This window comes from Streptomyces sp. NPDC014861, from assembly GCF_043081625.1.
Taxonomy (GTDB): Bacteria; Actinomycetota; Actinomycetes; order Streptomycetales; family Streptomycetaceae; genus Streptomyces.
In genome coordinates this window covers 50437-63535 of the sequence record NZ_JBIBWV010000015.1, presented here as the reverse complement: position 1 = coordinate 63535, position 13099 = coordinate 50437, and the positions used below count along the sequence as shown (strand labels likewise).

The window sequence follows — 13099 nt, the reverse complement described above, 5'->3', positions numbered from 1 at the left end:
GGTCGTTCGAAGGCCGGCTCGCGATACCCACCGCTCACGGACGCCGCGCCAGGAAGACGAACTCCCGCCCCGGGCGGTCGGGCGCATCGCGGACCTCGTCCACCACGTACCCCTGCGCCTTCAGGTCCTGGGCGACCTCCTCTCGTTCGCGGAACCGCAGCGTCGAGTCCGACGTCAGCATCTGGCCGTCCGCCGCGAACCTGTAGGTCCAGCGGAAGGACACGAGCGGCCCGCTCACCTCGGTCACCCGAACCCAGCTCTCGACGGATCCGACGCCCGAAACCTCGGTCACGCGCCACGACTTCTCCCGGGTCCACTCCTCCCAGGCACGTGCGGCCGGGTCCCGCGTCTCGAAGATCAGACGCCCGCCGGGCCGCAGTGCCCCGCGGATCCCGGACAGCGTCTCCTGCCACGTCTGCCGGTCGACGATCTCCTGTGCGACGTTCGCCGTCATCGTCGCCAGGTCCGCCTGGAGCGGGGGAAGGTTCGTCGCGTCGCCGCAGATCCAGCGCACACGTCCGCTCCGCGGCTTGGCACAGGCGACGTCGACGGACGCCTGAGCGGGGTCCACGCCCACGACTTCGACCCCGCGGTCGGCGAGGAGCAGCGCGAACACGCCGGTGCCACAACCGATGTCCAGGACTCGGCGGGCCTCGAACTCGTCCACCATCGACAGATACGCGTCCAGGTCGCCGCGATCGGGATCGAGCGGATCGTAGATCGCGGCGAGTCGCGGATGCCGGAAACAGTCGCCAACCATGCGGTCGAGGTTACGCATCGCCTGCCCCTCAGCGCCGCACCCGACTGGCTCCACAGCCACCCGCACGTCCGCCTGGAGACCCGGAGGAGCGCCGTGGCACCGTCCTCAGGGCACCAGGTTGACCGCGAGGTAGCTGAACAGCACGACGCCCGCCAGCACGCCCAGGACGGCCAGGAGTCCCAGAGCCAGGAGCAGGGCGATCGCCGTCCACCCGATACGTTCGGCCCTCCGGCTCCGGTCCAGGGCCTCTTTCAGGTTCATGACGTCCCGTCCCGTGTCGCGACTATCCCTTGCCGCTGCCCAGGTCGGCGACCAGCAGTTCGACGCACTCCGGGGACGTGCGGGTGCCTGCGAACACCAAGGCCTTGATGCCCTTGCCCAGTTCGGACGCGGACCTGATCTCCCAGTCGCCCTTCGTCAGGGTCTTCGTCTCCCGGTCGCCCTGCTGGGCGCTCTCGCCCTCGGTCCAGCCGGCCTCGACCAGCCCCGCGATCGTGTCCGCCGCGGACTTCTTCGGGTCGGCGGCGCGGCCGGGGTCGTCCGCCACCCAGTCGACCATGCACTCCTTGAGTTCGGGCTTCACCCTGCTGACCGAGGAGTCCTTGGTGAACCCGGCGGCCTTCGCCGCCGCGTCGATCTCCCTGGCGACGGTGGTCGCTTCCAGCTTCACGCCGTTCGCACCCGACCCCCCGGACGGCGTCGCGCCCTCGTCGCCGCAGCCCGTCACGAGCAGTGCCAGACCAGCGGCAGCGGCCATCCATCCGACCTTGCGCACAATTCCCCCCGAGCGACACGCGTGGAGGCTCCCTGCCTCCATCGAACTGGCGCTCAGTCTCGCACGCGCCCGAGGGCCCGGCCTCGCCCGACGCCAGGTCCCGGCCCGCGTCGGCGCGGATCCGCTTCCACGAGGACGCGACGGGCGCACGGGGACGGCCCCCTGGTGACAGGGGGCCGTCGTGTGCGGGGTGAGTCCGGATCAGGGGGCGATCTTCAGGAGCTTGTTGGGCGTGCCGGCGGACGGGCTCTTGATGGCGTCCGCGGTCGCCGAGCCGGTGAGCGCGGCGGCCGTCTCGGCCGGGGTCGACGTCGGGTCGGTCGCCAGGTGGAGGGCGGCGGCGCCCGCGACGTGGGGGGCGGCCATCGACGTACCGGAGATGGTCTTGACTCCGGTGTCGCTGTCGTTCCACGCCGAGGTGATCTCCGAGCCGGGGGCGTAGAGGTCCACGACCGCGCCGAAGTTGGAGAAGTCCGACTGCTCGTCCCCGCTGGTGCTGGAGGCGACCGTGAGGGCTTCGGGGACCCGGGAGGGCGAGCCCTGGCCCGCGTCGGAGGACTCGTTGCCGGCGGCGACCGCGAAGGTGATGCCGGCGGCGATGGCGCGCTGGACCGCCGCGTCGAGCGCCTCGTCGGCGCCGCCGCCGAGGCTCATGTTGGCGACGGAGGGGCCGCTGTGGTTCTTCGTCACCCAGTCGATGCCCGCGACCACCTGCTCGGTGGTGCCGGAGCCGTTGTCGTCCAGGACGCGGACGGCCACGATCTTGGCCTTCTTGGCGACGCCGTGCGCGGTTCCGGCTATCGTGCCGGCGACGTGGGTGCCGTGGCCGTTGCCGTCGTCGGCGGTCTCGTCGTTGTCGATGGCGTCGAAGCCGTGGGTGGCCCGGCCCCCGAAGTCCTGGTGCGAGACGCGGACGCCGGTGTCGATGACGTACGCGGTCACGCCCTCCCCGCCGCCGTCGGGGTAGGTGTACTTCTCGTCGCCCGCGGTCTCGGCCTGGTCGATCCGGTCGAGGCCCCAGGACGGGGGCTTCTCCTGCGTCTCGTTGATGGTGAAGCGCTTGTTCTGGACGACCGTTCCGACGGCGGGGTCGGCGGCGAGGCGCTTGGCCTCCTGGACGCTGAGACCCGACGCGGAGAAGCCGTTGACCTCCGAGCCGTAGGCACGGTCGAGCGTGCCGCCGTACTTCTTCGCCAGGGCTTCCTTGTTCGCGGATGCGTCGAGGATGACGACGAAGCTGCCGTCCACGGCCCCGGGGGCGCCGAGTCCGTGCACGGTTCCTTCGGCGGGGGTGGCCGCGCCGGCCAGGTTGGCCGCGAGCAGGGCGGCGGCGGTGGAACCCGCCACGCCTGCGGCGATGACCGTGTTGCGAACTCGACGCGATCGCTTGTGAGTTGCCATGTAGGGGATCTCTCCTCGTGTTGACGTGTGGGGCGTCAAACGTTCGGTAGAACCCTGTGCGGATTGGCAGGCGCAAATCAAGGCCTGATCATGACAACCGCGATATTCAACAAGGTTTCTTAAAAGGCTCTCCGCATCGCCTCCACGTCGTTCACGCTCCCCGACGGCCCCCTCCTCCGAACGCGCACATCACGCGGCGATCGCCAAACGTTCCCACGTCCACGTGAGCTGACGCCCGGACACGCGGGGGAGGGCGTCGGTCCGGAGCTGTCGACGGACGCGGCCGTCAGCCTCCCGCCGGGACGGCGGCGGGGGTGAGGGCGTCGAGGGACTCCGGCACGGTCTGACCGCCGTCGACGGTCAGGGTCTGCCCGGTGATGAACGCGGCCTCGTCGGAGGCGAGGAAGGCCACGGCGTGCGCGACGTCCTCGGTCTCCCCCACCCTGCCGAGCGGGATCGAGGCCGTCATCCTGCGCAGGTAGTCCTCACCCAGGGCCTCCAGGCCCTCGGTGCGGACGTTGCCCGGGAGGACCGCGTTCACCGTGATGCCCGACGGGGCCAGTTCCAGTGCCGCGCCGCGCAGGAACCCGAGCTGGCCCGCCTTGCTCGCCCCGTAGTGACTCCAGCCGGCGTAGCCCGTCGTGGGTCCGGTGATGGAGGAGGTCAGGACGACACGGCCGCGTCCGGCGCGCTCCATGGCCGGCAGGCACGCCCGGACGGCGAGGATGGAGCCGCGCAGGTTGACCGCCAGGACCTCGTCGACGTCGGCGGCGGTCATCTCGCGCAAGGGCTTCTCGGGGAAGATCCCGGCGTTCGCGCACAGGATGTCGAGGTGTCCGTGCCGGCGTTCGGCCTCGGCCGCCACCGCCTCGACGGCGTCCGCGTCGCGCAGGTCCATGCCCATGCCGGTGACGCGCCCTCCGGTGTCCCGCGCGAGGCCGGCGGCCACCTCGCGGGCCGTCGCCTCGTCCCGGCCCGTGAGCAGCACCGCCGCACCCCTGCGGGCGAAGAGTTCGGCGATGCCCCGGCCGATGCCGCGGGTTCCGCCGGTCACGACTACGGACCGTTCCTGCCAGGGGGTGGTACGGAACATGGCTCGACTCCCTCGTCCTGCGCCGGATGCCGCCGGATGCCATCCGGATGCCGCTGGATGCCGCTGGATGGCGCCGGACGCCCCCGGACGGCGTCGCGGCCGAGTCGGCCGCGGCGGGCCACGCTAGTCGAGGTGTGTGCCCGCACCGGTGGGGTACGCGGGCCCCGAGGGCCGGTGCGCGGACGCCGGGACTCCGGCGATGTACGGCACGGGACGCCTCGCGCCCCGCCCGTCGCGTCGGTGACGCCGGACCGCCGTCGCCCTCGACCTCACCCGAAGGGGTGAACTGTCGCCCCATATGCCGCCAGGGCCCGCAACTAGGACCGGGAGTGTCCTAATCGAGTCCTAGCGTCGTCGTCATCTCGAAGCACCGAACCGAAGGATGAGAACGATGAACGGCACCGCACCCGAGGGCTACACGAGCGTCGCACCGTGGGTGGTCACCGACGACACCGGAGGACTGCTCGACTTCGTCACCGCCGCGTTCGACGGCGAGGAGATCGCACGGGTGCCGGTCGAGGACGGCACCATCGGCCACGGCGAGATCCGGGTCGGCGACACGGTCGTGCTGGCCTTCGACCGACGGCCCGACTGGCCGGTGATGCCCTCGCTGCTGCGGGTCTACGTCCCCGACGCGGACGCCGCCGTGGCCACCGCGGTCGAGCACGGAGCACAGGTGGTCACCGCGGTCAGCGACAGCGCGTGGGGGGATCGCGGCGGCCGGGTCCGGGATCCGTTCGGCAACATCTGGTGGGTGACGAGCCGGGTCGAGGACGTCGACCCCGACGTCGCCTGGGAGCGGATGTCCGAGCCGAAGTACGCCGAGTCGATGCGCACGGCTCAGGCGACGCTGGACACCGAGCTGAGCGGCCGGGAGACGGGGATCTCGAGCGCCCCCCGGCTCACGGCCCGACGCTGAACGAAACACCCTCCCCGGGTGTGTGCCTGCGAGGGCGCGGTGTCAGGTCCGCGCCCTCGCAGGCGGTTCATGAGGCCCCCGGTCAGGCGGCCCGGGGGGGCCGCCGGTCAGGCCGCTGTGGTGATGCGGCGGATCGCCTCGTTCGTCAGCTCGCGGTCGTGGGGCTCGGGGTCGAGGGCCCGGTGGAGGGTCAGGCCCTCGATGAGGGCGTCGAGCTGGCGGGCGGTGCCGGGGTCGAAGTGCCGCTCCAGGAGGTGGCGGCTGCGGGCCATCCACGCCTGGGTGAGAGCGCGGTACTCGGGGCGGCGGGCGGCGAGGGTGTAGAGCTCCTGCGTCAGCACGAGGTCGCGCCGGGGGCCCTCGGAGAGGGCGTGGACCAGGCCGGTGAGGGCCTCTCGGGCCTGTTCCCGGTCGTCGACGCCGCCGAGGTGCTCGTCGAAGACGGTGACGATGTGGTCGGCGAAGCGGGTGAACGCCTCGCGGAGCAGATCGTCGATGCCGGTGAAGTGGTACGTCATCGAGCCCAGCGGCACCCCGGCTCGCGCGGCGATCTTCCGGTGGGAGACGCCGGCGACCCCCTCGGCCGCGATGTGGTCCAGGGTGGCGGCGAGGATGCGTTCGCGCCGCTGGGGGTCGGTGTGTCCGGTGGCCATGGCGGGCGCGCGGTCAGAGGTCGCGGACGGGGCGGGCGGGGTTGCCGACCGCGACGACGTTCGCCGGGATGTCCCTGGTGACGACCGCTCCGGCGCCGATGACGCTGTTGTCGCCGATGGTCACACCGGGGCACACGATGACGCCGCCGCCGAGCCACACGTTGTCCCCCAGGGTGATGGGGCGGGCGGCCTCCAGCTTGTCGCGCCGGGGCTGGGGCTCCAGGGGGTGCGTGGGCGTGAGGAGTTGGACGTTCGGCCCGATCTGGCAGTCCTCGCCGATCGTGATCGCGGCGACGTCCAGGGCCGTCAGGTTGTAGTTCACGAACGTGCGCGCGCCGATGGTGATGTTGCTGCCGTAGTCGACGTACAGCGGCGGACGCACCTCGACCTCCTCGCCGACGGCACCGAGCAGTTCGCCGAGGACCGCCCGGGCCTCCTCGGGCCCCTCCACGAAGAGCGCCTGGTAGCGCGCGGCAAGGCGCATCGCGTGCCGCTGCCGCTCGACGATCTGCGGGTCGTCGGCGATGTAGAGGTCGCCGGCCAGCATGCGCTCCAGCTGGGTGCGGGAGTCGCCCGCGAAGTAGTCCGTTGCCATGCGTACGATCGTACACCCTTGAACGTACGGTCGTACGCTCCCCGGCCGGGAAGCCTGGCCGGGCCCTTCCGGGCAGGCGCCCCGGGAACCGTCCCGACCCCGCGGATCGTCCATAGATCGGCTGACGCGACCGGTCCTGGGCAGAGCGGGGTGGGGCATGACGGGAGAAGACCCGGAGGGCATGGAGGGCATGGAGGGCGCGGAGGGGCTTCCGGCGGCAGGCGACCTCCTGGCCGGCCGCTACCTCGTGGGGCGCGTGCTGCGGGGCGGGATGGGAGCCGTCTGCCTCTGCCGCGATCTCGCCGACGACCGGCCGGTCGCGGTCAAGACGCTGCTCCCGGGCAAGGAGGGGGACATCGACCTGCGGCGCGGCTTCCTCCAGGAGGCCACGCTGTGGTCCAGGATCCCCGCCCACCCCCATGTCGTCACCGTGGAGCGGCTCTTCCGGGACGGACCGGACGACCTGCCGCACCTGGTCCTCGAACTCGTGGCCGCCGCCCCGGGGTACGACGACGCCTCGCTCGCGGCCCGCGCCCGCCGCGACGGGCCGCTCCCGCTCGGCGAGGCTCTGGGGTACGCGCTGGGCGTCGCCCGCGGCATGGGGCACGCGGCGCGCGAGGTGCACGGGTTCGTCCACCGCGACCTGAAACCGGGCAACATCCTGATCGCCGAGGACGGGACGGCGAAGGTCACCGACTTCGGCATCGCCGTGGCGTACCGGTCGATCGGAGCGGAGGTGCTGCTCCACGACCCCCGGTGGGCGGACGGCGCGGGCACGCCGTACTACATGGCCCCCGAGCAGTGGGAGCCGGGACGCGGGGTCGACCTCCGCGCCGACGTGTACGCCTTCGGGGCCATCGTCCACGAGGTGCTGACGGGGCGGCCGGTGGTGTCCGGGGCCAACATCTGGGAGCTGTGCGGAGCGCACATCAGCGGGCAGGCCGCCCTGGTCCCGCTGCCGGATTCATGGCCACCGGCCCTGCGTTCCCTGGTGGCGGACTGTCTGGCGACCGATCCCGCCGGGCGTCCCGCGTCGTGGGACGAGGTGGAGAAGTCCCTCACGGCCGCCTGGGGCCAGGCCGCCGGCCCCGGAGGTCCCGCGGCGCCGCCCAGGGGCGCTGGTACGGCCCCCGCAGGCGTGGTCCGCGCGGAGAGTCCGGAGGAACGGGCCCACGCGGCCTTCGAGTTCGGCGTCTCGGCCGACGCCATCGGGGAGCACGGACGAGCCCTGCACCACTATCGCGAGGCCCTCGCGCACGCGGAGGCCGCCGGGGACGTCCTGTTGCAGGCGGCGACGTGGGAGCGCGCCGGACTGGACCTGCGGACGGCCGGCCGGCGGCTGCAGGCGCTCGGGTGCCTCGACCGCGGGGTCGCGCTGCTGCGCGGGGCGGGTGACCGGCGGGCCCTGAGCCGGCTGCTGCGCAGCAGGGCGCACGTCCACGGCAGCCTGGGCCGATCGGACGAGGCCAGGGCCGACGCGGAGGAGGCCTTACGGCTCCTGGAGGGGGACGGGGACGGATCCGACCTCACCGCCGCCCGGCTCACCCTGGCCCGGTCGCTCCTCGACGCGCGGCGCCCGCAGGACGCCCGTCCCCATGTGGAGCGGGCGCTGGCCCGGGCGCGGGCGGTCGGGGATCGCAGGCTGGAGGCGGACGCCCTGTCCGACCTCGGCGAGACGGACCGGATGCTCGGGGATCTCGCGGAGGCGGCCGTCAGCCACCGGAGCGCCGTGGAGCTGTCCCGTTCCGTGGCCGACCTGTTCGGGGTGACCCGGGGGCTGCTCCAGGAGGGGAACGTGCGGATCGCGTTGCCCGGTGACGCCCCCACGGCCTTCGCCTGCTGGTACGAGGCCCTGGAGCTCGCGTACGAGAGCGACTTCGCCCCGCTGTACGCGCGCCTCGCCCACCGGCTGGCCGAGCAGCTGGACGCCCTCGCCCGCACCCGCCGCCATCTCGGGGAGCACGAGGCGGCGCTGGGGCTGGCGCGCCGGGCCGCGCGCGCCTACCGGGAGCTGGACGGCGGGGACACCGGTCCGGGCGCGGCCGCCCTCGACCTCGTCTTCCTCCTCGAACAGCGGCGGCAGTTCCTCCGCAGTCACCCAGGATTCGCCGAACTCGGTTCGCAGCGAGCAGAGTTCGATCCCGCGACGGCGTTCGTGAAGAAGACCGAGCGGCACTTCTCCGGAGACGGGAGCACGTCGTCATGAGACGTTCCGAGCGCGATCCGCACCTCGCGGAGATGTGGCTGCCCTACGAGGAGGGCGTCGAGCTGAGCAGGGCCGGACGGTCCGAGGAGGCGCTGGCGAAGCTGGGCGAGGCGCTCGCGGCCGGCGAGCGGCTGCTCGGACCGGACAGCGTGCACCTGTACGACATCCTGGAGGGCCTGCATGTGAACCACCTGTTCGTCCAGCGGTACGAGGAGGCCGCCGTCTGCGGGCTGCGGGCGCTCGACCACGCCCCCTGGGTCCACGGCGCGTCCCATCCGCGCACCGGTGACGTGATGGACAGCACGGCCCAGGCGCTGCGTCAGGTGGGCCGGAACCGGGAGGCGCTGACGCTCGACCAGCACAACATGGTGATCCAGTCGCAGGCGTTCGGCCGGCGGCACCCGGCCACGATCCGGGCCGCCGTCAACCTCACCGCCTCCTACCTGGCCCTCGGCGAACGGGGCGAGGCACGCGACTACCTCGGGATCGCGGAGCGCGGAGCGGCCGTCACCGACGGCGTGACGGCGCGCACGCTCGACCGGATGCGCGCCCACCGGCGGGCGATCGAGGACGGCGTGCCGGGACCGGACGGGCGGCGGACCTTCCCGGAGTTCGCGCCCGACCAGGAGTCGAGGTACCGCGCGGACGCTGAGGACGGGGACCTCGCGGCCATGGTCCGCCTGGGCGGGGTGCTCGAACGGCTGGGACGGAGCGACGAGGCGGAGCGGTGGTACCGGCGGGCCGCGAGCGAGGGCGTGGCGCCCGCGCTCGGATCCCTGGGGGCGCTGCTGTACGACGCCGGCCGCGAGGAGGAGGCCGAGCGGTGCCTCGGTGACGCCGCGGCCGCCGGCGACGTGCGAGGCACGTTCGACCTGGGCATCGTGCTCCTGAACGCGAACCGTCCGGCGGAGGCCGAGCCGCTGCTGCAGCGCGCGCACGAGGCCGGGATGGGGCCGCGCGCCGCCCATCTGCTGGCGCTGGCGCTGGAACGGCTGGGTCGTGACGAGGAGGCCGGGCGCTGGTACCGGAGCGCGGCGGCGGCCGGGCTTCCCGAGGCGAGCGGGAAGGTGGGGCGCCGTCTGGCCGACGCCGGCGACATCACGGGGGCGGAGCCGTACCTGCGGAGGGCTGCCGAGGGCGGGCGCGACGTGGACGTCCTCGACCTGGCCCTCTTCCTCGGCCGGACCGGCCGCTCCGATGACCGGGACGAGGCGGAGCGGCTGCTGCGGCGCGTGGCCGAGCGGGACCCGGTCAGACCGGCCGGCGTGCTGGGCGCCCTGCTGCTGGAGCAGGGCCGGCCGCAGGAGGCCGAACCGTGGCTCGTGCGGGCGGGCGAGAACGGCGACGCCCACGCGATGATGAACCTCTACGGGCTCACCACGGCGCTGGGCCGGCCCGACGAGGGGCTGCGCTGGCTGCGCCGGGCCGCCGAGGCGGGCGACGCGCAGGCCGCGGACCTGCTGCGCCGCTTCCCCGCCGGGCCGCGCCGGAGGCGGCCGTGGAGGCGCCGGTCGACGTCCTGACCGGGGCGGGGCGGCCGGACAGCACGTCACTCCGGGTTCGCCGCGTCACGCGATCACCGCCGGTTGATCCCCTCCGGCCGGGGTATCCGACGTCCATGGCACCCGATGATCCTTCCGCCGCGACCAGCGGCACGACCCGGCCGGAGATCGACGTCGACGCCCTGGCGGCTCTTCTCGACGGCGAGTACCCGGAGGTCCGCGACCTCGTCCGCACCGGTCTGGTGGCCCACGCCTCCGTGCTGGAGGACGCGGAGCGACTGGACACGGACGCGTTCCGTGAACGGGTCCGCGACGTCGTGGTCGAGCTCGCCGCCACCGGTCAGACCGGCATGGGCTTCCCCGTGGAGCACGGCGGCGGCGGTGACGTCGGCGCCTCTGTCGCCGCGTTCGAGACCCTCGCCTTCGGCGACCTGTCGGTACTGGTCAAGAGCGGCGTGCAGTTCGGGCTGTTCGGCGGCGCGATCCTGCACCTCGGCACGGAGCGCCACCACGGCGCGTACCTGCCGGATCTGGTCGCCGGGCGGCTCCTGGGCTGCTTCGCGATGACCGAGACCGGGCACGGCTCCAACGTCCAGTCGCTCGGCACGGTGGCCCGGTACGACCCAGGGACCGAGGAGTTCGTCGTCACCACGGAGGCCGACGCCGCCCGCAAGGACTACATCGGGAACGCCGCCCGCCACGCCGAGCTGGCGGTCGTCTTCGCGCAGCTGGAGGTGGGCGGCGAGTCGCGCGGGGTGCACGCGCTCCTCGTACCGCTGCGGTCCGGGGGGCGGGTCCTTCCGGGCGTCGCGATCGAGGACGACGGGCGCAAGATGGGCCTCAACGGCGTCGACAACGGCCGGATCCGCTTCGACGGGGTCCGGGTGCCGCGCGAGGCGCTGCTCAACCGCTTCGCCGACGTCACGCCCGACGGCAGGTACGTCAGCTCCATCGACAACCCCGACCGGCGCTTCTTCACCATGCTCGGCACGCTCGTGCAGGGACGGGTCTGCGTGGGCGGGGCCGGGGTGAGCGTGGCCAAGGTCGCGCTCACCATCGCCGTCAAGTACGGCGTGCGGCGGCGCCAGTTCGAGGCGTCGGCGGGCGCACCGGAGCAGCTCCTCCTGGACTACGGGCTGCACCAGCGCCGACTGCTGCCCCTGCTGGCCCGTACGTATGCGCTGCACTTCGCCCAGGACGTCGTCCGCGGGCAGCTGCACGACGTGTTCTCCGGCCACGAGGACGATCCGCGGGCGCGGCGCCGGCTGGAGTCGCGGGCCGCCGCCACGAAGGCGCTCGGCACCTGGCACGCCACCCGGACCGTGCAGGAGTGCCGCGAGGCGTGCGGCGGCGCGGGCTATCTCGCGGTGAACCGCTTCGCCGCGCTCAAGGCCGACAGCGACGTCTTCACCACCTTCGAGGGCGACAACCACGTGCTGCTCCAGCTCGTGGCGAAGGGCCTGCTCACCGACCACGCCGGCGAGTTCGAGGACCTGGACCAGCTGGGCGTGGTCCGGTACGTCACCGGTCTCGCGGTCGAGACCGTGATCGAGAAGGCGTCCGTCCACAAGCTCCTGGAGCGGGTCCGCGACCTGCTGCCCGGCGGCGACGCGTGGGACCAGGAGGCGGGGCTGCTCGACTCGGAGTACCAGCTCGCCATGCTGCGCTACCGCGAGGAGCACATGCTCGCCGGGCTGGCGCGCCGCCTCAAGCGCGGCATCGACCAGGAGCGCGATCCCGGCGCCGTCTTCTCCCAGGTCCAGGACCATGTGATCGCGCTCGCCCACGCCCATGCCGAGCGTCTGGTGCTCGAGGCGTTCGTCGACGCGTGCCGGGCCCTGCCCGACGACGGCGACAAGGTCGCGCTCGGTCTGCTGTGCGACCTGTTCGCGCTGTCCACGATCGAGGCGGACCGGGCGTGGTTCATGGAGCACGGGCGGCTGACCGTCCAGCGGTCCAAGGCGATCACCCGCGAGGTCAACAGCCTCTGCCGCAGCATCCGGCCGCACGCCGTCGATCTGGTCGACGCCTGGCGCGTCCCGCCCGAGGTGCTGCGCGCCGGGGACCTGCTGGGCTGAGTTCCGGCACGTGCGGGCCCGCGCCCGCCCGGGGCGGATCCGCTCCTGATCGGAACGGACCGCGGCGATCGGGTGCGGGGCGGGTGCCCGATGCCAGGGTGGGTGTCGAAAGGAGGCCTCATGATCTCGGCACTCAACCGGCTCGTGGATCTCGTCGAGGAGCACCTCTCCGAGGAGCTCGACGTCGACGCGCTGGCCCGATCGCTCGGCACGACCGAGTACCACCTGCGGCGGATGTTCTCGTCGCTGGCCGGCATGCCGCTGTCGGAGTACGTGCGGCGGCGGCGCATGACCGTCGCCGCCGCCGACGTCGTCCGGGGGGAGGACGATCTGCTGACCGTCGCCGTCCGGCACGGATACGGGTCGGGCGAGGCGTTCGGGCGGGCGTTCCGTGCCGTGCACGGCGCCGGTCCCGGTGACGTACGCCGTGACGGAGGCCCCCTGCGCACACAACCACAGCTCAGGTTCCGCCTGACCGTCGAAGGGAGCACCCCTATGGACACCCGCCTCGTCGACCGCCCCGCGTTCCGCCTGGTCGGACACTCGGCCCGGGTACCGCTCATCCATGAGGGCGTCAATCCGCACATCGTCCGGCACATCTCCGCGCTGCCGCAGGAGGAGCACCTGCGGCTGAAGGCGCTCGGCGACACCCAGCCCGAGGGGCTGCTCCAGGTCAGCGACGACCTCGACCTCGACGCGGCGGAGGGGAGCGAGCTGACCTACCTCCACGGCGTCGCCCTGGACGGGGACACGCCCGTCCCCGAGGGGCTGGACGCGATCGAGGTGCAGGCCGGCCGGTGGGCCGTCTTCCGCACCAGTGGACCCCATCCGCAGGCGCTCCAGAAGGCATGGGCGGCGACCGCGACCGAGTGGTTCCCCTCCAACCCGTGGCGGCTGCGCCGGGGCCCCTCGATCGTCGCGGTCCTCGAACGCGCGGACGACTTCACCACCGCGACGTGTGAGCTGTGGCTGCCCGTCGAGCCCGCGTGACCCACGCGGCCCGATCCCCGGGCGCCGGGCGTCGGGCGTCGGGCGTCGGGCGTCGGGCGTCGGGCGTCGGGCGTCGGGCGTCGGGCGTCGGGCGTCGGGCGTCGGGCGTCGGGCGTCGGGCGTCGGG

12 protein-coding genes are annotated in these 13099 nt (G+C 73.3%); 5 read left to right on the top strand and 7 right to left on the bottom strand.

Features of this window, described 5'->3' with window-relative positions:
• Positions 1–34: 34 nt before the first annotated feature.
• From ACF1BN_RS25825 to fabG, 5 genes are all read right to left on the bottom strand, one after another.
• On the bottom strand, positions 35–760 hold the full coding sequence (locus ACF1BN_RS25825) for a class I SAM-dependent methyltransferase (RefSeq protein WP_392333977.1): 726 nt from the start codon (positions 758–760) through the stop codon (positions 35–37).
• Positions 761–865: 105 nt separating this feature from the next.
• Positions 866–1021 (bottom strand): hypothetical protein, encoded by a 156-nt coding sequence (locus ACF1BN_RS25820; protein ID WP_392333976.1) that lies wholly within the window; start codon positions 1019–1021, stop codon positions 866–868.
• Between the two features lie 22 nt (positions 1022–1043).
• Positions 1044–1517: a hypothetical protein gene (locus ACF1BN_RS25815; RefSeq protein ID WP_392333975.1), complete on the bottom strand. Its 474-nt coding sequence runs from the start codon at positions 1515–1517 to the stop codon at positions 1044–1046.
• Positions 1518–1736: 219 nt separating this feature from the next.
• Positions 1737–2936 (bottom strand): S8 family peptidase, encoded by a 1200-nt coding sequence (locus ACF1BN_RS25810; protein ID WP_392333974.1) that lies wholly within the window; start codon positions 2934–2936, stop codon positions 1737–1739.
• 286 nt (positions 2937–3222) lie between these two features.
• Positions 3223–4029: a 3-oxoacyl-ACP reductase FabG gene (gene fabG / locus ACF1BN_RS25805; protein ID WP_392333973.1), complete on the bottom strand. Its 807-nt coding sequence runs from the start codon at positions 4027–4029 to the stop codon at positions 3223–3225.
• Positions 4030–4411: 382 nt separating this feature from the next.
• On the opposite strand from fabG, the gene ACF1BN_RS25800 reads away from it, so the two are divergent.
• The gene (locus ACF1BN_RS25800) at positions 4412–4948 is read left to right on the top strand and encodes a VOC family protein (protein ID WP_392333972.1); all 537 of its coding nucleotides are present in this window, start codon (positions 4412–4414) and stop codon (positions 4946–4948) included.
• Between the two features lie 107 nt (positions 4949–5055).
• Here ACF1BN_RS25800 and ACF1BN_RS25795 read toward each other — a convergent pair whose 3' ends face one another.
• The gene (locus ACF1BN_RS25795; RefSeq protein WP_392333971.1) at positions 5056–5601 is read right to left on the bottom strand and encodes a TetR/AcrR family transcriptional regulator; all 546 of its coding nucleotides are present in this window, start codon (positions 5599–5601) and stop codon (positions 5056–5058) included.
• Positions 5602–5614: 13 nt separating this feature from the next.
• Positions 5615–6196: a sugar O-acetyltransferase gene (locus tag ACF1BN_RS25790; RefSeq protein ID WP_392333970.1), complete on the bottom strand. Its 582-nt coding sequence runs from the start codon at positions 6194–6196 to the stop codon at positions 5615–5617.
• Between the two features lie 157 nt (positions 6197–6353).
• Between ACF1BN_RS25790 and ACF1BN_RS25785 the strand changes: the two genes are divergently transcribed.
• From ACF1BN_RS25785 to ACF1BN_RS25770, 4 genes are all read left to right on the top strand, one after another.
• Positions 6354–8402: a protein kinase gene (locus ACF1BN_RS25785; RefSeq protein WP_392333969.1), complete on the top strand. Its 2049-nt coding sequence runs from the start codon at positions 6354–6356 to the stop codon at positions 8400–8402.
• A complete protein-coding gene (locus tag ACF1BN_RS25780) occupies positions 8399–9925 on the top strand; it encodes a tetratricopeptide repeat protein (RefSeq protein ID WP_392333968.1) in 1527 nt (508 codons plus the stop codon). Before ACF1BN_RS25785 ends, ACF1BN_RS25780 begins: the two co-directional genes overlap by 4 nt.
• Before the next feature lie 95 nt (positions 9926–10020).
• Positions 10021–11982, top strand: a complete 1962-nt coding sequence (locus tag ACF1BN_RS25775) for an acyl-CoA dehydrogenase (RefSeq protein WP_392333967.1) — start codon at positions 10021–10023, stop codon at positions 11980–11982.
• 120 nt (positions 11983–12102) lie between these two features.
• Positions 12103–12972, top strand: a complete 870-nt coding sequence (locus ACF1BN_RS25770; protein ID WP_392333966.1) for a GyrI-like domain-containing protein — start codon at positions 12103–12105, stop codon at positions 12970–12972.
• The last annotated feature ends 127 nt before the right edge of the window (positions 12973–13099 follow it).

Coding starts and splice junctions, on each gene's coding strand:
- ACF1BN_RS25820 (WP_392333976.1), bottom strand. CDS start 1,021: ATGAACCTGAAAGAGGCCCTGGACCGGAGCCGGAGGGCCGAACGTATC.
- ACF1BN_RS25770 (WP_392333966.1), top strand. CDS start 12,103: ATGATCTCGGCACTCAACCGGCTCGTGGATCTCGTCGAGGAGCACCTC.
- ACF1BN_RS25785 (WP_392333969.1), top strand. CDS start 6,354: ATGACGGGAGAAGACCCGGAGGGCATGGAGGGCATGGAGGGCGCGGAG.
- ACF1BN_RS25780 (WP_392333968.1), top strand. CDS start 8,399: ATGAGACGTTCCGAGCGCGATCCGCACCTCGCGGAGATGTGGCTGCCC.
- ACF1BN_RS25800 (WP_392333972.1), top strand. CDS start 4,412: ATGAGAACGATGAACGGCACCGCACCCGAGGGCTACACGAGCGTCGCA.
- ACF1BN_RS25810 (WP_392333974.1), bottom strand. CDS start 2,936: ATGGCAACTCACAAGCGATCGCGTCGAGTTCGCAACACGGTCATCGCC.
- ACF1BN_RS25790 (WP_392333970.1), bottom strand. CDS start 6,196: ATGGCAACGGACTACTTCGCGGGCGACTCCCGCACCCAGCTGGAGCGC.
- fabG (WP_392333973.1), bottom strand. CDS start 4,029: ATGTTCCGTACCACCCCCTGGCAGGAACGGTCCGTAGTCGTGACCGGC.
- ACF1BN_RS25825 (WP_392333977.1), bottom strand. CDS start 760: ATGGTTGGCGACTGTTTCCGGCATCCGCGACTCGCCGCGATCTACGAT.
- ACF1BN_RS25775 (WP_392333967.1), top strand. CDS start 10,021: ATGGCACCCGATGATCCTTCCGCCGCGACCAGCGGCACGACCCGGCCG.
- ACF1BN_RS25795 (WP_392333971.1), bottom strand. CDS start 5,601: ATGGCCACCGGACACACCGACCCCCAGCGGCGCGAACGCATCCTCGCC.
- ACF1BN_RS25815 (WP_392333975.1), bottom strand. CDS start 1,517: ATGGCCGCTGCCGCTGGTCTGGCACTGCTCGTGACGGGCTGCGGCGAC.